Raw genomic sequence first — 17,888 nt, 5'->3', positions numbered from 1 at the left:
TCAGTAAAATGAAGTCTGCGACTTTTGAGCGACAGAAAATAGTCAATATTAGATATAGCTTATTAAACAGAGACCTTACGGAATCGCGAGAACAATCTCGCTGCATGAATTTATGCGGAAACGTTCGGACCTCCTGGGCCCAGCCGATCCCATCGGGCGGAGGTGAGTTTCGCCTCTACGGGGCGATGAGGCGCTAGGCTGCCCCTTGGGCGACCCTCACTATCCTGCAAGAAGTGATTCTGTAATCGACTCCCACTCTGCGTCTAGCTTGCCAGTTGCCACAGGCTGCCCGGCGCGGCGGTACCAGTAGGCTGCATTAGAAAGGTCGCCTTCTTTGCGGTGCAGATAGGCATGAACCCATACAGAGGCCGGATCAGATTCGTTGGCCTGCACACACTCATGCGCCCGCTCCCAATCGCCCTGTCTATCCCACCATAGAGCGTGGAGCGCCATCCCAAGATTCGCCGGGGGCTCTACACCCTGAAGGGTCGCACGGAACTCGTCGATGTCCATAGTTACCTCGCCTCTGGCTACGCCGGTCCTGTCCCGTTCCGTGCAACGAAATGCGCCCTCTGCCGGTGATTTGCTCTGCCGACTTTAGCAATGGCTCTGGCGATCTTTAGCGGAAACGGGGTTTTCGCTCGGCAAAGGCCGCATCAAGGGCTTCCAATTGACGAATGCTCGTTGCAGGGCTGCTTCCTGCTTCTAAGCTTCATGGTCGGCAGAAGCTGCCACGGAAACCAAAGGCGCTTCCAGGCTCCATGTTATGCCATGCGGACCGTGTTCGAGAATTCCCTGCCCACTGACCGCTGCGGGCGCAACCCGCTTCAGCACAACGGTTCCAAAGCCACCTTGTCCGACAGTCTGGACCTGCGGACCATCGGATTCGGCCCAGGTGAGGTGAAAGAGCCTCGAAGCACCGGAACCGGTGATGCCCCATGTGACCGAAATCCGGCCCTTGTCCCCTGAGAGCACGCCGTATTTGGCCGAGTTGGTCGCCAGTTCGTGGAAGGCAATCCCGAGATACTGAACTGCGTTGGGACTGAGCACCAATGATGGGCCCGACATTTCGATCACATCCCCCCGCGGGAAAGGCTCGACCTGGGCCGCCAAGAGGTCGCTGATCGTGGCACCCTTCCAATCCGCCGAAACAAGCAGGTCGTGAGATCGCGACAACGCCATGATGCGCTCGCGCACCTGGGTTTCAAAGTGTTTTGGCGTCTCCGATCGCTTGTTGGTCTCCCGGATCATCGACAGGATGACCGAATACTGGTTTTTCACCCGGTGGTTGACCTCGCGCATCAGCATGCGGATGCGGTATTCATTCTCCTTCGCCGACGTGATGTCTCGCGCTATCTTCGATGCGCCGGTGATCTGCCCGGTTGCGTTACGCACGGGCGATATCGTCAGCGAAACCGGAACCAGGCTGCCATCCTTGCGCAGGCGGGTCGTTTCGAATGGTTCGACGCGCTCGCCGCGGCGAATGCGTTGGAGGATGCGGGGTTCCTCGTCCTGATGGTCTTCGGGGATCAGCATGGTCACCGACCGGCCAATCGCTTCGTCGGCGGTATAGCCGAAAAGCCGTTCGGCGCCGTGGTTCCAGCTTTTTATGATGGTGTTGAGATCCTTGCTGACGATAGCGTCAAATGAGGATTCCACGATCGCTGACAGGTGCTGCCTGGTTTCTTCGGCACGCTGGCGGTCCGTCAGGTCCAGCAGCATGTTGACGGCGCCAATCAGAGCGCCGTGCTCGTCCCGCAGCGGTGTCGGGTAGGGCAGGAACGGAAAAAACGATCCATCGGGACGCTGCGCAACAGCTTGCTGATTGCGGACCGGCCTGTTCTCCTTGAGCGCGATGGCCATCGGGCATTCATCGTGCGGCAATTCCTTGCCGTCGGCAGTGAACAGCTTGAACGTCACACACCATTTATCCTTGCCGATTTCAGGCTCCCTGCCTGCCAGATCGGCCGCGGCGCGGTTGTAGTAGGTGATCGTCCCATCCTGATCGGTCGTGTAGATGGCGACGGGTAGGCCGTCGAGTATCTGGTGATAGGTACTGTCATGCTGCCTGAGCTCCGAGCGGGTGTGTACCAAGTCGGTTACATCGACCGTGAAGCACCGGGTGTTGATCAGCTTGCCGTCCCGGAAATGTCCGCTTGACGTGACTTCGACGTGCTTGATCGATCCATCGCTGGCCCTCAATCGCGCCGGATATCTTACGATCTTCTCGCCATTGGCAAGGCGAACCAAAATGTCCTCTATGACGTCCCGGTCGGGATAGAACTCGGCGATGTGGCAACCGAGGTAGTCCTCCGCAGGATAGCCGAGAAGGTCGAGCTCAGCCTGATTGGCATGCACGATCAAGCCGTCTGCGTTCACCAGATGCAGGGCAACGGCGCCGTTTTCGAAGAAATCCTTGTAATCGAAATCCAGACCGTCATTGCTGGACACTCCCGGGTTTTCGAAGGCGAGAACAGTCGCCTGTGTTGCTTCATGCATCCCAAACACCTTGTCCAGTCCAACCAAATATAATGCGGCTTGGATCAGTTGGTTCCCATTGCTCGCGATCTCGACCCGCTGCGTACGGGAACTCGATCCTAAAAGGGGCGTAGCCTCGACTCGTCTTCCATCTACAAACGTGCGATGATCCGCGCATGGGCAAACCCTTGGTCCTTGTCGTTGACGACGAAGCCTTGATAGCACTGGATATGGAGTCCACTCTTTCGGAGGCGGGCTTTGCCGTGGTATTGGCGGCGACATGTTCCCAGGCGAAACGTTTTCTTGCGGACCATACCCCCGCCGCAGCGATCCTGGACGTCAGGCTGTCGGACGGCGAGGCTGTTGACGCGGCAAAAACCTTGGCAGGGCGGGCGGTTCCTTTCATCGTCTATTCCGGCCTGGGGATCGAGGAAACCCCCGAAGCGTTCTCGTCTGGCGTAAGAGTGATGAAACCAGCCGGACCTGCAGAGGTGGTCCGGGCTCTCAAAGCGATGACCGCCGGGCAGCATAAGGCGACGGGATAGCCGTGCTCTGAGCACCTTTGGTCTAAATTAGCCAGGCGCTGCCGGAGCAGCTGCCGCGCCTCACGGAGCAGCGAATTGCGGCCGGTGCCGATCAGGCGAACAAGGTCGCGCCCGTGATCCTCGGTGATGCCGGTCTCCCTGGCAATTGACAGCACCAGTGCTTCTTCCCTTCCACTTTCTTAGGGTCGTGCCTTGCCCGTGCTGGCATGCCTTCTCCATCGGCTCAACGCCAAGATCTGCGAGAGACTCATTCCTCGACGCACGGTCAACCTCTTTGTGCCGCGTTTGAGCGGCGGAGATAGCGGCTCAATTTGCATTACCCGGATCCATCCTGGCACAGCCAAGAGGCCGGTCCGTTCGCACGATAATGCGCCCCGCGCAGGGACGGCGCCAGCATGGGCCAGATCGACCAGGCAGATTGAGCAGTCCTATGTCTCTCCGAACTCGGTTTCGTTTCTTGACGTCGGGTGCCGCTCATAGTCAACGGGCGGCGGCAGGAGCACGACTTCGGTCTCCTTGCGGCCGAACTCTCTGCCGATCTGGAACGCTGCATAGATCGCGCCAAGGCGGATAAGGAATCTAAGCATGGGGGGTCTCCTTCGACGTTAGGAACCGCAAGGCCGCGAGATTGTTCCATGGCTTGCGAGTGGGGGACGATCTTGCCGTCTCACCAGGCATTCCAGCGCCGGCGCGGCAATCTGTGACATGGCGGTGCGGCTAGGCTGTTGCGGCCGTTGCCTGGGCCGGGATCCGTTTTCGAGGGGCCGGACGGCGTCGATCGCGGCGTTTCGAAACGACTTTGAGGGGAACGGCCGGCGCTGGAGAAAGTGCGCCAAGCACAGCGTTGACCATGCCGTGCGCTACGAAATCGGCGCTGATGTCGGCGGCCAAAGCTTGCCTTTCTTGCCCGACATCGCCCTGCTCCGCGTCTGACCAGAACACAATCCCAATTCTCAAACCTGCCTTGGCGCGCTTCAGTCTCCGGACCAGAAAGCGGGCATGCTTGAGCGAATCCCGGTTCAGGAAACCGACCACGACGGTGTCGATCGCCTCTAGTTCGAGACGACGAATACCTGCCGGCTCCATATCGACAAAACTGGCCTTCGCCACCGTAGCACCTTGCACCTCCAGCACCTGAGCGAGCATGGCGGCAGCGGCGTCGTCGAGTTCGCCGCGACCGCCGGCACAAAGCACCGACATGTCCTTGCCGTCGGGCAGTTCGATCTCTTCCTCTTCGATGCCATCTGTTTCCTTGCTCGCGCTCCCTTCCGCGGTGGTTGTCGGCGCATCTTCCTCGCTTGCCTCTTCCTGTGCATCGTCGGCAAGATTTGCCACAAGAATTTGGGCGCTCGCCGCCACCTGCCTTCGCTGTTGATCGCCCATCACGCCACGCATGCGGTCCTGCTCGCCCAACAGGAGAGCAGGAATGGCGACAGTGTCGTAGAAATCGATCAGGTACTTCTCCTCGAGGATCTCCTCGGCATGGTCAGTTGCCTCGTCGGGATCGCCGGCCAGGAGCCGTTGATAGAGCCGGGCGTGAGCTTCAAGGACGGGCTCGTTGCCAAACAGGACGTCGAGAAATTCGAACTGCGGAACATGTCGCCCGAGGACGACGAGGCAAACTGTCAGCGGCGTCGAAAGGACCAGGCCGAGCGGCCCCCACAACCATGTCCAGAAAATTGCCGCAACGATGATTGCCAAAGGAGAAAGTCCCGTGCGCGAGCCATAGAGCCACGGTTCGATGACGTTGCCGGTTACCAATTCCATGACGACAAACAGTGCGGCGGTCCACAGCACCAGCGACCAGCCGGGCGCAACCGCCAAGGCCAGAAACAAGGGCAGCAGCATGCCGATAACAGGGCCGATATAGGGAACGAAGCGCAGCGCCAGTGCCAGCAACCCCCACAGCAGCGCGTTGGGAATGCCGAGCACCCAAAGGCCAATCGCGATTGGTATCGCGTAGACGATGTTGACCACCAATTGCATGATCAGATAGCGGCCAACCCGTTTGCCGGCATCCTGCAATGCCTGCGTTGTGCGATGGAGGTCGCCATAGCCGACGAGGCGGATAAACCGGTCGCGCAGATCCTCGCGCTCAAGCAGCATGAAGATGACGACGATGATGATCAGGCCAGCTGATGCCAGCGGGCTGATCAACGGTCCGATGATGTTCTGCAATACCTCCAGAGGTCTCTCGCGGGCGACGATCTCGACGGGAACAGGCTCGCGCCGGGGCTTGTCGGCCGCAGGCGGCGCCACATCCTGCTTGTCGATCTCCTGACCGACGCGCTCGATCACCCCGCTCAGCCTGGCAATTATGCCGCCACCAACGCCCGTCTCCTTGAGGGAACGCACCTTGGTCAGAATGTTTGTCTGGTAGACGGAAATGTTCTGAGCAAGCTCGCTTACCTGGGTCGCAACAATGAAGCTGAACAGGCCCAGGGCCGCGAACGCGCCAATCACGCTCAGAAGCACTGCGGGCAGCCGAGGCAAGCCGACACGCTTCAGTGCGGAGACCATCGGCACCAGCGCAAAGGTCAAAAGCAGCGCGATGGCAATGGGAAGGAACACCTCACGACCGAAATACAGCGCAGCTACTGTCGTGACGATGGTTGCCACGGTAGGCAGAGCTGTGCGCGGATGGGCATTGCCTGCCGCAAGAATCCGTCCTAGCCCTCGCTCGGACGATGAGATGTCGTTTCGACGATTGGCAGCCACGTGATTCCCCCCGTTTCCTAGCGATAGTTAGACCCATTCGCCTGCCGGGCAATGTTTAGCAGGGCCGAATACATACGTTTTGCGGTTTTGCGCCCTGGGCGCTGTGCTCTGACGGTTCAGTCGATATCGTCGGAGCCGCAAATCTGTGGTAAAGCCGCCGCCCAACCAACCAAAGGACGACATCTGTGAGCGAACCGACTGTGGCTGAAGCGACCGAAAGTATCTATGCCTCGCTGCGGGCGGACAATGCCGACATCGACGCCCATATCGCGACGCTCAAGGCTGCGCTGACACGAGAGGGCGCAAAACAGGCGGTGTTCGATCCGGCCAAATTGGCCCAGAACAACCGCTCGGGCCGTAAGTTGATGCAGGCTTATTTTCGCCAGCGCGGCGTGAGCGTGAAGTTTTCGGACCAGTAGCGCGCGGCAGCTTGTGGGAACGGCGTCCCAACGGACGGTCCGTATCTCGCCCGCTCCGCCCTGCGGTGGACTTTCGTCAATCCTAGGCGAATGCCCGCATTGCCCTGCCCAGGTCGGTGTCGCCCCCTGCCCCTGCAGCTCTTGACGGAAACCGGTGCCTCCTGTTTGAGGGGGGACCAGGACGTTTGCTGCATGGGGAGATGGGCAAGGTGGGCAAACAGTGAAGCGCGTTCTTCAGATGCTTGCCGCGGCGATCATCGCGTCCGGGGCGACCGGCTGCACGAGCATTTCCTACTACGCGCAGTCGTTGCAGGGTCACGCGCAGATCATGGCCGCCCGCAAAAATATTGGAAAACTCATCCGTGATCCTTCGACGCCTGAGGCATTGCGCGCCAAATTGACGTCGGCCAGCGCCATAAGACGGTTTGCGACGGATGAACTGGCACTGCCCGAAAACAACAGCTATCGCAGCTATGTCGACATCCATCGCGACGCCGTGACCTGGGCCGTTTTTGCCGCGCCGCAATTCTCGCTTGCGCCACGAACATGGTGCTTTCCGGTCTTCGGCTGCGTTCCATACAGGGGTTATTTCTCCCGGAAATCCGCGACTGAGAACGCAGTCGAACTTCAAAGACAGGGGCTGGACGTCTATGTCTCGGACGTCACCGCCTATTCCACGCTTGGCTGGTCGAGTGACCCGCTACTGAGCACCATGCTGCGTCAGGACGACACCTATCTCGCCAGCCTTGTTTTTCATGAGCTGGCGCATCAGCGCCTCTATGTGGATGGCGATTCCGCATTCAACGAGGCGTTCGCCGTTGCCGTCGAAACCAGCGGCGTCAGGAAATGGCTCCGCGCCGCCGGCGACCGGGCCGGATTGCGCCGCTACGAAGCCGATCGCAAGCGCAGCGCCGATTTTCTTGGACTGGTGGCGAAGACGCGCGACGAGTTAAGGCAGGTCTATGGTAGTCCCCGCACCCCGGAAAAGATGGCGGCCGCCAAGGCAGCAACCATCGACCGGTTGCGGATGCGCTATCGGCGGATGCGCGACAGGCACTGGGCGGGATACCGGGGATACGACGCCTGGTTCGCTGCCCCGATCAACAACGCCAAGCTCGCCGCAACTTCTGTCTACGGTGAACAGGTTCCGGCCTTTCTTCGCTTGTTCGACCTGTGTTCCGGCGACTATCCGAGGTTTTACGCTTCTGTCCGGCGGATCGCGGATTTGCCCAAATCGTCCCGCGCCGAAGCGCTCAAGGCTGCCGACACGTGCAATTGACTTGAACAAGCACAGGCAGGTCCTGACGATCACCCCAGCGACAGTTCCTTCGTCTGGTGTCTCAAAACGAGGCCGACCGCGCCCAGCAAGGCATCGTTCTCGGTGTGCCTGCCAACGATGATGCGCGTGCGCAGCGCGGGAGCGACATCCCGGGACTTGATCAGCGTGTGGCGTTCATAGGACGCGATCAGCGGCGTCAGCAGAATGTCGCCTGCCAGGGCCATGTGGCCGCCGATGATGATAAGCGGCGGGTTGAGCACTGAGCCGATGAGGCCGAGACCCCGACCGGCGATCTCGGCGGTATCCTCGATCATCCGCAACGCCCTGACGTCGCCCTGCTCGGCCATGGCGATGACATCGTCCATGGTGACTTGCCGCCCAACGACACGCGAAATCTGTTCCAGCGGCCGGGTAAAACTCGCGTAGAGCTCCAGGCAGCCGCGATTGCCGCAGCGGCAAAGGTCGCCGCCGGGATCGATGCTGATGTGCCCGAATTCGCCGGCGCCGCCGGCGACGCCCGTCACCAGCCGGCCATGCTGGACAATGGCCCCGCCGACACCCAGATCGATCTTGAACAGCACGAAATCGTCCTGGCCGACGGCCGCACCCCACATCAGCTCGGCAATGGCCGCGCAGTTGCTCTCGTTGTCGGCGAAGATCGGCTGTTCCAGAACGGGGCCGAACACATCTCGTATGTTGACGCCGGCCCATGTTGGAACCATGCTGGCGCGCAGCACCACTCCATCGCGGCTGACAGGACCGGAGACGGAGACACCAACCCCCAGGAGCCCCGCCACCGGCAGACCGTTTTCCCTGTAAGATTGGGCAATTGCCGATTTGACCGCCTGGGCCGCCTGTTGCGGCTGGTAGTCCAGCGCCATTGGAATATTTTGTTCGGCAATGACGGAATGCGAGACATCGGCGACGATGAGCCGTATCTGCTGAAGAGCCAGGTGAATGCCGACGCAGGTGCCCGCTGTCGGATTGAGCGTCACCGCCGCGGCTGGCCTGCCGATGCCTCTGATGCCGTCGCGGCTGGTCGGGGCTTCGATCACCATTCCAGACTTTTTCAAGCCGTTAAGCGCGGTTGACACCGTCGAGCGCGCCAGACCGGTGGCGCGTGCGATCTGCAACGCGGAGAGTGCGCCGCGCTCGCTCAGGCAGCGCACGATCATGCTCTCCGGCGACGCGGAGGGTCTGTCGATCAGCCAGGTTCTAAGCGAAGGTTTTGTCATGGCTCAACATAAACATCGTTGACTGATAGCTCCAATATGTCATCTTGGAAAGAACTCGAGATTGACGCATCTCGCTGGCGGCGGCTTCAAACCGCGGCCATAAGCGGTCGAGACGAACCGTGCAACACGATATGGGAGTGAAACGATGAAGTCCGTCATGACCGCGCTTGCGGCCGCTGCTGCGTGCACATTTTTCGCCGGAACAGCCTTCGCCGAGCCCAAGACCAACCTTTTGCACCAATGGGCGACCGGATCGGACGCCCAGGCGATCGCCAAGCTCGGCGAGATGTTCACCGCCAAGGGCGGCAAATGGGAACAGACCTCGATCGCCGGCCACACCGCCAATACGCTGGCCAAGCTGCGCGCCGACGTGATCGCCGGCAATGCCCCGCCTGCCGTGCAGCTCAAGGGCCCTGAGATCGCCGAATGGAACGAGACCGGCATGACCGCCGATCTCGACGAGTTGGCGGCCTCGGAAGGGTGGGAGAAAGTGGTGGCGCCGGAATTGCTTCCGGTGATGAAGCCGACCGGCAAATGGGTCGCCGCGCCCATGAACATCCACCGCATCAACTGGCTCTGGGCCTCGCCCAAGGTCATGCAGGCGGCCGGCGTGGCGGAAATGCCGAAGACCTGGGCCGAGTTCAATGCGGCCTGCGACAAGATCGTCGCCACAGGCAAGATCTGCATCTCGCATTCGACCGCCGACTGGACGGATTCGACGGTGTTCGAGGTCGTGCTCTACGGCCAGGACATCGATCTCTACCGCAAGGCCTTCGTCGAAGGCGATGTCGAGTCCATGCGCAGCCCGGGGATGGTCAAGGCCTTCACGCAGATGCGCCTGATGACGAGCAAATACATGGATCCGGGCATGGTCGGCCGCGACTGGGATTCGATGTCGGCGCTGGTCGGCAAGGGCGACGCGGCGTTCCACATCATGGGCGACTGGACGATCGGCCTTTTGACCGCCGCCGGCTTCAAGGAAGGCACCGACTATGTCTGCGCCCAGGCGCCGACCGATTGGGGCAAACCCGGCTTCATCCTCAACTCGGACTCGGTCGTGTTCTTCAAGCAGAAGGACCAGGATTACATCGACGGCCAGAAGCTGCTGGCCAGCCTGATCCTGTCGCCCGACTTCCAGACGGTCTTCAACCAGGCCAAGGGCTCGATCCCCGCACGCCTGGATATCGATCTGTCGAAGGGCTTCAATCCGTGCCAGCAGCTCTCGCAGAAGGATCTGCAGGCTTCGATCAAGGAGGGCACGCTGGTCCGCTCGATGGCGCACAACATGACCATCCCGCAGAAGATGCGCGGCGCGATCATGGACTCCATTACCGAGTTCGTGGCGACGCCGGACATGTCGCCCGAGGATGGCGCCAATGCGATGGCCGACGCGGCGGAAGCACAGAAATAGACGGGAATGGCCGGGCGCCATCCGCACCCGGCCGTCCGCCATCCCGGTCCCGCGCTCCGCCAGTCCTGTGCTCTGCCAATCTCCGTGCTCTGAATGTCAAATCACGACCTGATCCTGTCGGTACCGACGCCTGCCCGCCCCTGGCGCGAGCGGCTGGGCTCCGCGATGCCCTTGCTCGTGCTCGGCCCCTCTCTCGTGGCGAGCTTCGTCTACGTCTTCGTGTTCACCGGCTGGACGCTCTATATCTCGCTGTCCAACTCCTCGCTGCTGCCGACCTACGGCTTCGTCGGCCTGGACAACTACGCGTCGCTGTGGGCGAACCGGCGCTGGAACATCGCCTACAACAACCTGTTTTTCTTCAGCGCTTTCTACATCGTCGGCTCGATGGCCGTGGGACTGCTGCTGGCGATCCTGATCGACCAGCGCGTGCGCGGCGAAGCGGCATGGCGCACGATCTTCCTGTATCCGCTGGCCGTCTCCTTCATCGTCACCGGCACGGTCTGGAGCTGGCTCTACAATCCGAGCGACGGCATCCAGGCCATGGTGCGCGGTCTCGGCTGGACGAGCTTCAGTTTCGCACTGGCCAGCGACCGGCACTATGCGATCTACGCGGTGATCATCACCGGCGTCTGGCAGGCCTCGGGCTTTGCCATGGCGCTGTTCCTGGCCGGCCTGCGCTCGGTGGATCAGGACCTCGTCAAGGCCGCGCAGATCGACGGCGCATCGACGTTCCGCATCTATCGCAAGGTGCTTCTGCCAACCATTGCGCCGATCTTCCTGGCGGTCGCCGTCATCCAGATCCAGTTCGCCATCAAGACCTTCGACCTCGTGGCGGCCCTGACCAAAGGCGGCCCGGGGATCTCGACCACCTTCCCCGCCATCTACGTCTATGACCTGATGTTCCAACGCGGCCAGATCGGCGAAGGTGCGGCCGCCGCCATCATGATGCTTGCCGCTGTTGCCGTGGTGCTGGTGCCCTATTCATTCTGGGTGGTCTGGCGCCGGCGCAAGGAAGCCGGCCATGGCTGACGTCTCCCTGGACCAGTCGCTCGACCGTCGCGCTGCCGCAGTCGCGTCGCGCCGGCATTTTCTCACCCGCTTCGCCATCTATGGGCTGCTGGTCGTCTTCGCGGCGATCTACCTGGTCCCGTTGCTGGTGGTGGTGCTGAATTCATTCCGCGACCAGCAGGAGATCGCGCGCAACGGGTTGATCTCGCTGCCGCGCAGCTTCCGCCTCGATGCCTGGGGCCAGGCCTGGAGCACCTATTGCATCGGCGGCACCTGCGAGGGCATGCAGCGCAACTTCTACAACTCCCTGAAGATGACGATCCCGGCCACGATCATCTCGACGGCGGTCGGCGCGATGAACGGTTACATCCTGTCGAAATGGCGCTTCAGAGGTTCGGAAGCTTTGTTCACCTGCATGCTGCTCGGCGTCTTCATTCCGGGCCAGATTTCGTTGATGCCGTGGGCGTTCATCCTCGGCAATCTCGGCCTCAGCAATTCGGTCTACGGGCTCGTCCTCATCCACGTCATCCAGGGCATTTCGTTCACCACTTTGTTTTGCCGCAACTACTACGTCAGCATCCCCGACGACCTGATCAAGGCGGCGCGCATCGACGGCGCCGGCTTCTGGCGCATCTTCCGCAAGATCATTCTGCCGCTCTCCTCACCGATCCTGATCGTCACGGTGATCTGGCAGTTCACCGGCATCTGGAACGAATATCTGTTCGGCGTCGTCTTCACCTCCGGGCAGCAACAGCCGATCACGGCAGCGCTCGTCGCGCTGACGGCAAGCGGCACCAATGTGCGCGCCTACGATGTCATGAGCGCCGCCGTGCTGATCGGCGCGCTGCCGCCGCTGCTGATCTATCTCTTCGGCGGCAAGTATTTTGTTCGCGGCCTGACGCAAGGTGCCATCAAATGAGGCGCGATCAAGTGAAGGGCATTGCATGTCGACATTGATCATCCGATCGCTGCGCAAGAACTTCGGCGCGGTCGAGGTGCTGAAGGGCATCGATCTCGAAGCGCGGAACGGCGAGTTCATCGCGCTGGTCGGACCGTCCGGCTGCGGCAAGTCCACTCTGCTGGCGATGATCGCCGGGCTCGAATCCGTTACCTCCGGCGAGATCCGCATCGACGGGCGGCTGGTCAATTCGGTGGCGCCGAAGGACCGCGACATCGCCATGGTGTTCCAGTCCTATGCCCTGTACCCGACGATGACGGTGCGCGAGAACATCACCTTCGGCATGGAAAGCCGCCGCGTCCCGAAGCCGCAGCAGGACGAGGCCGTCAAGCGGGTTGCCGCCTTCCTGCAGATCGAACCGCTGCTAGGGCGCAAGCCCGGACAGCTTTCGGGCGGCCAGCGCCAGCGCGTCGCCATGGGCCGGGCGCTGGTGCGCGATCCCAAACTGTTCCTGTTCGACGAGCCGCTCTCCAATCTCGATGCCAAGCTGCGCGTCGACATGCGCACCGAAATCAAGAAGCTGCATCACCGCGTCGGCAAGACCACGGTCTACGTCACCCACGACCAGGTCGAGGCGATGACGCTGGCATCGCGCATCGCCGTGATGCACCAGGGCGAGGTCCAGCAATTCGACGATCCCGCCACGATCTACAACCGTCCGGCCAACATGTTCGTCGCCGGCTTCATGGGGTCGCCGGCGATGAATTTTCTGCCAGCCGAACTGAGCCAGGAAGGCGGTCGCGCCACTGTTGTGTTGCAGACCGCCGACGGCAAGACGGCCAGCCTGCCGATGGTCCAGGCGCTCCCATCCGACACGCCGCGACAGCTCGTGCTCGGCATCCGTCCCGAGCACATCTACCGCTTCGATCCCGACCTTGCGCGCCGCAAGCCGGGCATCGCGCAGATCAATGCAGTGGTCGAACTGGTCGAGCCGACAGGCGCGGAGACCATGGCCGTCCTGCGCCTGGGCGGCAAGGAGATCACCGGCCGTTTCGACCCCGACGGCACGCCGCTTATGGGCGAGACGGTGACGCTCGGCATCGACATGGCGCGTGCCTGCCTGTTCGACCCGACGACCCAACGCCTGATCTGATCTGACCCGATCTGACCGAAGCTTGATCTGAAAAGAGTTCCGCCTTGTCCTTCGCCACCTATCCGAGCCTGTCCGAGCGTGTCGTGCTGATCACCGGCGGTGCGTCGGGCATCGGCGCCGACACGGTCCGCGCCTTCGCCGCCAATGGCGCACGAGTGGCGTTTCTTGATCTGCAGCAGGAGGCCGGCGAGGCGCTCGCGCGGGAACTCGCCGCCGCGGCAGCGCACGCGCCCCTGTTCCTGCGCTGCGATGTGACCGATATCCCCGCCCTCCAGTCCGCGATCGGCACGGTGCGCGACCGCCTCGGGCCTGTCGCAGTGCTGGTCAACAACGCCGCCGATGACAATCGCCAGCCGGTCGCCGACGTGACCCAGGCGACATGGGACCATGCCCAGGATGTGAACCTCAGGCACCACTTCTTTGCCGCCCAGGCCGTGCATCCGCACATGAAGGAAGTGGGCTTTGGTTCGATCGTCAATTTTTCCTCGATCGCCTGGCGTTTCGGCGCCTCAGAGATGGCGCCCTATGCGGCGGCCAAGGCTGCGGTGGTCGGGCTGACCTTCGCGCTGGCGCGGGCGTTTGGCCCCGACAACATCCGCGTCAACGCCATCGAGCCGGGCGCCGTCATCACCGACCGGCAGCGGGAGCTTTGGTACAAGACCCAAGGTTCGGTCGACCAGGTCGTGCAGCGCCAGGTGATCCGCAAGGTTCTGCTCGGCGAGGAGATCGCGCGCACGGTGCTGTTCCTCGCCGCCGACGACAGCCGCATGATCACCAAGCAGTCGATCACCGTGGATGCCGGCCTGAGATGACCACACCTGACTCAAAGGATCGCTTCATGCTCGAGGTCGGCCTGAACCCCTACGGCCTGACCTATCATCTCGGCCTCCAGGGCCGCGGCACGCCACGCGCCAATCCGCAGCCGGCGGGGCTCGAAGGTTTCATCGCGCTCGCGACCGATCTCGGCGCGCGCGTGCTGGAGATCTGGGTGCCATGGCTGACCGAGCTTTCCGACGACGCGGTGATCGCGCTGCGCGAACGGCTCGCCGGCCTTCGCATCGCGCCGGTCGTCAGCGGCGGCCTGCTGGTGGGCGAACCGCTCGACGATGCGTTTCGGGCCGCGCGCCTGCTCAAGGCCAAAATCATCCGGACGGCGCTGACGCCGGTTCTCTGCGGCGACCGCAACGCCGCCGGCGCAAAATGGAGCGAGTACGCCGGCATCATTCGGGGGCGATTGGTGGAATGGGGTCCCCGCGCGAATACCGAAGGGTATGTCCTTGCGATCGAAAACCACCAGGACTTCACCAGCCGGGAACTCGTCGATTTCTGCGCCCTCGGTGGTGACAGTGTGGGCGTCACCTTCGACACCGGCAACACGTTCCCGGTCGGCGAAGCGCCGCTCGATTTTACGAAGGTGATCGCCCCCTATGTCCGCCATGTCCACCTCAAGGATTACCGCGTGCAGTTCACGACCGAAGGTTACCGGCTGATCCGCTGCGCCATCGGCGACGGTGCGGTGCCGTTTGCCAAGCTGTTCGCCATTCTTGGCCAGCACCACGATCGCATGACCGCCGTTCTCGAACCGGGCGCCTTGGAGGCCCGGCATGTCCGCTATCTCAGCGACGACTGGTGGCGCGGCTATCCGCAGAAGACGGCACGCGAATTTGCCGCCTGCCTGGCGGCCGCGCAGCGCAACCGGCTGCCCGACGATGCCGACTACCGCACGCCTTGGGAGCGCGAAGCCGACGTCTCACTGGTTTCCTATGAGCTCGACATGATCCGGCGCAGCGCCGCCAACATGCGCAAATTTGGTTTGATGGAGAAGATCTGATGACGGCACGTGAACTCGATGGATTGACCGCCTTCGTCACCGGCTCCGGCCGCGGCCTCGGCCGCGTGATGGCCGAGCGCCTGGCCGAACTCGGCGCCAATGTCGCAATCCACGACATGAACGAGGAAGCGCCGGCCAAATATGGCGAGTTCGCCAATCTCGGCGAAGTGGTCGAGCGCCTGAAGCGGCATGGGACGAAGGTCACGTCGGTGACCGGCAACATTGGCGACCAGAAGGCGGTGGCCGAGATGAAGCGCAGGATCGAGGCCGATCTCGGTGACGTGCATGTGCTGGTCAATTGTGCCGGCGGCGACATCGGCGCCAAGGGCGGCAAGCCGAACCCGAACAACGCCCTCGACATCGAACTGGACGACATCCGCGTGCTCACCGAGAACAATCTGATCGGCACGATGCTGGTCTGCCAGGCCTTCGTGCCGCCGATGAAGCAGCGCGGCGGCGGCTCCGTCATCAACATCGCCTCCGCGGCGGCACATCTCGGCTGCTCGCCCGAGGTCGTTTACTCCACCTTGAAGGCCGCGGTCGTGCATTACACGCGCTGTCTCGCCAAGGAACTGATCGACGACGGCGTGCGCATCAACGCGGTCAGCCCAGGCGCCACGAAGACGGCACGCTTCCAGGCGACCCGCACGGTCGATCCGGAGCGCATGGATTCGAGCAAGAAGTCGCTGAACCGCTATGCCGAGCCGGAGGAGATCGCCGAGGCGGTGGCCTTTCTAGCCGGCCCCCGCGCACGATTTATCAATGGGCAGGTGCTCCGCGTCGATGGCGGGTTTACGATCTTTCCGGGGTGATGGCGGGGTGCCTCGGATTTCAATTTCGGGGCCGAAAGCGGAAGTGCCGTTTTCGGGATTCCTGGGTTAAATTGCCCCTCACGCCTCGAGCTTTTCGCAGCGTCAAAACGGCTGTGGCGCACATGTGACGCACCGGTCACGAGGGCGCTGCCGACCGGTTGGTCGAAACTTGCGCTCGTACTCGCTATTCACGAAATTGCCGATCACCCTGACGAGGTCCACTAAGCAATGGTGAACGTCATTTCTGAAGTCGCAAGCAACTCGGCCGCCCTACTCCATTGAGGTCAGCCATGCCTTCGCGGAGCCGACGCAATCTCTGCTGGAGCCTGCATGCTTCTTCAGGCGCAAGCGCTGTGTCTCAGTGCGGCATGAATCCTTTTCTCAGCCAAGCCAATATCTTGCTCCCATTGAGGACCCTGCGGACACGTCCGGCGGCCCAGCCAGCCTGCATGGTGGCGCCGGTGTGGCAACTGCAGACGATCTCATGCAACTGCCAATCGGAGAGTTCGAAGAAGCGTCTGGCTTCCCCGTAGGTATCCGATTGCATGCCCGATGCACGCAGCAGTGGATCGTCAAAGGCGACACTGATCGCCGATCCGACCGCGCGCGCTTCTCCGCGGACAGAGGGATGCAGATGCTCAGTCCCGGTGAGAGCCACAAGGGAGCGCGTCGGATTTCGATAGAGCAGTTCCGCCCACCGCTCTATCCGTTGCGTCCTTGTAGCCAGCAGAGCCGGCGATAGTGGACTGATGTCCGCGACTGACTGGAGTTGATCGAGTGTCTGGTGCTTCATGACTGCCTCCTGTTGGTCGTTCCAATCCCAAGGCCTTTGCTGCAGGATTGGCTCACACGCTAAGCCGCCTCGTAAAGGACCGGCGGCCGATCAGGTGTTGCCACCAATCGCCCACAGGCACCACGCGGCGGCATCTGCAGCGACCCCAACTGCATTCCTTCGCCAATGTTCCAGCGGGATGAAAAAAACTGTGCGGCCGGCCGACCCGACGGACCCGGCTGGCGCACGCAGGATCCTGAACTGCTGGACGATGATGACGCAGGCCTGGAAAGGCGGCTAGGTTGGACCTTGCTTTTCAGGCTTGACCATGATGTTTCACTACCCGCTCGGTCATCGCGGGAAGGCCAGGAGCAGAGCCGCTGGCAACGGTGAGTTGCGGACGAGGGCGGGCGGTGGAGGACGACGCCCTTGGGCCGCCAGGTCACTGAAGGACCAACCGAAGCGGCGCTTCGGGCGTAAAAGCGATGTCCTTGTAGGTCTGCAATGTCTGCTTATGGAGGAACGGCGGCAAGGCCTCTTTGGACCGGCATGGGGCGCATTGCTGACCGGCAGATTTTCGGCCGACAGCAGACCCTCTGCTGCTTGGGTACCCAGCACGCAAGCTGACATGTGAGACCTCGGTGCGAAGGCCGGGACCAGGCCCACTGCGAACGTACGTGTTGGTTCGCATGTTGGCGCTGAAGCGCCTTATCGTTCAGCCTCGCGGCACATAGATCATATGAACCGTATCGTCATCGATCAATGTGCTCGACACCAGTTGCAGCGGAGGCCTTGCCTCGTGGAAGAAAGGCTTGCCCTTGCCGAGCACGAACGGCCTCACGTGCAGGTGATATTCCTCGATCAGGCCCAGCCCGGTCATAAGACCGGCCAGTTCCGGACCGGAAACGCTCAGGATACCCTCCGTGCGGGCCGCGATCTCGCGAATCTGCGTTTCAATATCGCCGGAGATGAGGGTGGCGTTGGGGCCGACCCGTGAAAGTGTGCGCGAAACGACCCATTTGGGCAGCTTGCGCCAGAGTGTCGCGAACTGGCGAAGCGAAGCATCCCATTCCGCGCGATCATCGTCCCAATAGCGCATGACCTCGTACATCCGGCGGCCATACACAGCGCCGGCATGGTTGCGAATCGTCTCGATCCAATACTCGAAGTGCTTCTGGCTTGGTGCGCTCATGACCAGATTTCCGGCAAGGTCATCGACATAGCCATCGATGGAAACGTTCATTCCCAAGATAAGTTTGGCATAAGCAGCGCCTTCACCTAGTGGGTCCACGGACCAACCGCTTGTAATGCAAGCGGTCAGAGGCTATC

Annotated in this window: 17 protein-coding genes; 10 read left to right on the top strand and 7 right to left on the bottom strand. The window is 61.9% G+C overall.

Features of this window, described 5'->3' with window-relative positions:
* Positions 1 to 219 precede the first annotated feature (219 nt).
* The gene (locus NL532_RS08940) at positions 220 to 513 is read right to left on the bottom strand and encodes a hypothetical protein (RefSeq protein ID WP_023704064.1); all 294 of its coding nucleotides are present in this window, start codon (positions 511 to 513) and stop codon (positions 220 to 222) included.
* Positions 514 to 705: 192 nt separating this feature from the next.
* Entirely contained in the window at positions 706 to 2,499 is a 1,794-nt protein-coding gene (locus NL532_RS08935) for a PAS domain S-box protein (protein ID WP_023828259.1), read from the bottom strand.
* 155 nt (positions 2,500 to 2,654) lie between these two features.
* Here NL532_RS08935 and NL532_RS08930 point away from each other — a divergent pair, with 155 nt between their 5' ends.
* Positions 2,655 to 3,023 (top strand): response regulator, encoded by a 369-nt coding sequence (locus NL532_RS08930; RefSeq protein ID WP_023828260.1) that lies wholly within the window; start codon positions 2,655 to 2,657, stop codon positions 3,021 to 3,023.
* A gap of 428 nt (positions 3,024 to 3,451) precedes the next feature.
* Here NL532_RS08930 and NL532_RS08925 read toward each other — a convergent pair whose 3' ends face one another.
* Together NL532_RS08925 and NL532_RS08920 are read right to left on the bottom strand one after the other, a co-directional pair.
* A complete protein-coding gene (locus NL532_RS08925; RefSeq protein WP_023726519.1) occupies positions 3,452 to 3,610 on the bottom strand; it encodes a hypothetical protein in 159 nt (52 codons plus the stop codon).
* Positions 3,611 to 3,740: 130 nt separating this feature from the next.
* On the bottom strand, positions 3,741 to 5,741 hold the full coding sequence (locus tag NL532_RS08920) for an AI-2E family transporter (protein WP_023691875.1): 2,001 nt from the start codon (positions 5,739 to 5,741) through the stop codon (positions 3,741 to 3,743).
* A gap of 185 nt (positions 5,742 to 5,926) precedes the next feature.
* Here NL532_RS08920 and NL532_RS08915 point away from each other — a divergent pair, with 185 nt between their 5' ends.
* Together NL532_RS08915 and NL532_RS08910 are read left to right on the top strand one after the other, a co-directional pair.
* Positions 5,927 to 6,160 (top strand): hypothetical protein, encoded by a 234-nt coding sequence (locus NL532_RS08915; protein WP_023686482.1) that lies wholly within the window; start codon positions 5,927 to 5,929, stop codon positions 6,158 to 6,160.
* Between the two features lie 238 nt (positions 6,161 to 6,398).
* Complete coding sequence (locus NL532_RS08910; protein WP_031202672.1) at positions 6,399 to 7,439, top strand: aminopeptidase; 1,041 nt, start codon at positions 6,399 to 6,401, stop codon at positions 7,437 to 7,439.
* Between the two features lie 29 nt (positions 7,440 to 7,468).
* On the opposite strand, the gene NL532_RS08905 is transcribed toward NL532_RS08910, so the two are convergent.
* The gene (locus tag NL532_RS08905) at positions 7,469 to 8,674 is read right to left on the bottom strand and encodes an ROK family transcriptional regulator (RefSeq protein ID WP_023751363.1); all 1,206 of its coding nucleotides are present in this window, start codon (positions 8,672 to 8,674) and stop codon (positions 7,469 to 7,471) included.
* Between the two features lie 145 nt (positions 8,675 to 8,819).
* On the opposite strand from NL532_RS08905, the gene NL532_RS08900 reads away from it, so the two are divergent.
* The 7 genes from NL532_RS08900 (at position 8,820) to NL532_RS08870 (ending at position 15,787) form a co-directional block, all read left to right on the top strand.
* Positions 8,820 to 10,085 (top strand): ABC transporter substrate-binding protein, encoded by a 1,266-nt coding sequence (locus NL532_RS08900; RefSeq protein WP_023751364.1) that lies wholly within the window; start codon positions 8,820 to 8,822, stop codon positions 10,083 to 10,085.
* A 93-nt stretch (positions 10,086 to 10,178) separates the two neighbouring features.
* Complete coding sequence (locus NL532_RS08895) at positions 10,179 to 11,114, top strand: carbohydrate ABC transporter permease (RefSeq protein WP_023828262.1); 936 nt, start codon at positions 10,179 to 10,181, stop codon at positions 11,112 to 11,114.
* Positions 11,107 to 12,012, top strand: a complete 906-nt coding sequence (locus tag NL532_RS08890) for a carbohydrate ABC transporter permease (protein ID WP_023671100.1) — start codon at positions 11,107 to 11,109, stop codon at positions 12,010 to 12,012. The genes NL532_RS08895 and NL532_RS08890 overlap by 8 nt, the downstream gene beginning before the upstream one ends.
* A gap of 25 nt (positions 12,013 to 12,037) precedes the next feature.
* On the top strand, positions 12,038 to 13,144 hold the full coding sequence (locus tag NL532_RS08885) for an ABC transporter ATP-binding protein (RefSeq protein WP_023828263.1): 1,107 nt from the start codon (positions 12,038 to 12,040) through the stop codon (positions 13,142 to 13,144).
* A gap of 44 nt (positions 13,145 to 13,188) precedes the next feature.
* Positions 13,189 to 13,956, top strand: coding sequence for an SDR family NAD(P)-dependent oxidoreductase (locus NL532_RS08880; protein WP_023828264.1), 768 nt, complete (start codon positions 13,189 to 13,191; stop codon positions 13,954 to 13,956).
* The gene (locus tag NL532_RS08875; RefSeq protein ID WP_245270166.1) at positions 13,953 to 14,975 is read left to right on the top strand and encodes a sugar phosphate isomerase/epimerase family protein; all 1,023 of its coding nucleotides are present in this window, start codon (positions 13,953 to 13,955) and stop codon (positions 14,973 to 14,975) included. The genes NL532_RS08880 and NL532_RS08875 overlap by 4 nt, the downstream gene beginning before the upstream one ends.
* Complete coding sequence (locus NL532_RS08870; RefSeq protein WP_023828266.1) at positions 14,975 to 15,787, top strand: SDR family NAD(P)-dependent oxidoreductase; 813 nt, start codon at positions 14,975 to 14,977, stop codon at positions 15,785 to 15,787. The genes NL532_RS08875 and NL532_RS08870 overlap by 1 nt, the downstream gene beginning before the upstream one ends.
* Before the next feature lie 358 nt (positions 15,788 to 16,145).
* On the opposite strand, the gene NL532_RS08865 is transcribed toward NL532_RS08870, so the two are convergent.
* Together NL532_RS08865 and NL532_RS08860 are read right to left on the bottom strand one after the other, a co-directional pair.
* Complete coding sequence (locus NL532_RS08865; RefSeq protein WP_023671095.1) at positions 16,146 to 16,580, bottom strand: hypothetical protein; 435 nt, start codon at positions 16,578 to 16,580, stop codon at positions 16,146 to 16,148.
* 694 nt (positions 16,581 to 17,274) lie between these two features.
* A complete protein-coding gene (locus NL532_RS08860; protein ID WP_280799697.1) occupies positions 17,275 to 17,850 on the bottom strand; it encodes a dihydrofolate reductase family protein in 576 nt (191 codons plus the stop codon).
* Positions 17,851 to 17,888 lie beyond the last annotated feature (38 nt).

This window comes from Mesorhizobium sp. C120A (assembly GCF_030323105.1).
Classification (GTDB): domain Bacteria; phylum Pseudomonadota; class Alphaproteobacteria; order Rhizobiales; family Rhizobiaceae; genus Mesorhizobium.
The sequence above is the reverse complement of the archived record's forward strand: the minus strand, read 5'-3'. Positions and strand labels throughout refer to the sequence as shown.

Excerpts from the sequence above, each read along its gene's own strand:
- NL532_RS08875 (WP_245270166.1), top strand. The coding sequence starts at position 13,953 with ATGACCACACCTGACTCAAAGGATCGCTTCATGCTCGAGGTCGGCCTG.
- NL532_RS08885 (WP_023828263.1), top strand. The coding sequence starts at position 12,038 with ATGTCGACATTGATCATCCGATCGCTGCGCAAGAACTTCGGCGCGGTC.
- NL532_RS08935 (WP_023828259.1), bottom strand. The coding sequence starts at position 2,499 with ATGCATGAAGCAACACAGGCGACTGTTCTCGCCTTCGAAAACCCGGGA.
- NL532_RS08925 (WP_023726519.1), bottom strand. The coding sequence starts at position 3,610 with ATGCTTAGATTCCTTATCCGCCTTGGCGCGATCTATGCAGCGTTCCAG.
- NL532_RS08940 (WP_023704064.1), bottom strand. The coding sequence starts at position 513 with ATGGACATCGACGAGTTCCGTGCGACCCTTCAGGGTGTAGAGCCCCCG.
- NL532_RS08865 (WP_023671095.1), bottom strand. The coding sequence starts at position 16,580 with ATGAAGCACCAGACACTCGATCAACTCCAGTCAGTCGCGGACATCAGT.
- NL532_RS08890 (WP_023671100.1), top strand. The coding sequence starts at position 11,107 with ATGGCTGACGTCTCCCTGGACCAGTCGCTCGACCGTCGCGCTGCCGCA.
- NL532_RS08900 (WP_023751364.1), top strand. The coding sequence starts at position 8,820 with ATGAAGTCCGTCATGACCGCGCTTGCGGCCGCTGCTGCGTGCACATTT.
- NL532_RS08930 (WP_023828260.1), top strand. The coding sequence starts at position 2,655 with ATGGGCAAACCCTTGGTCCTTGTCGTTGACGACGAAGCCTTGATAGCA.
- NL532_RS08905 (WP_023751363.1), bottom strand. The coding sequence starts at position 8,674 with ATGACAAAACCTTCGCTTAGAACCTGGCTGATCGACAGACCCTCCGCG.
- NL532_RS08870 (WP_023828266.1), top strand. The coding sequence starts at position 14,975 with ATGACGGCACGTGAACTCGATGGATTGACCGCCTTCGTCACCGGCTCC.
- NL532_RS08910 (WP_031202672.1), top strand. The coding sequence starts at position 6,399 with ATGCTTGCCGCGGCGATCATCGCGTCCGGGGCGACCGGCTGCACGAGC.
- NL532_RS08895 (WP_023828262.1), top strand. The coding sequence starts at position 10,179 with ATGTCAAATCACGACCTGATCCTGTCGGTACCGACGCCTGCCCGCCCC.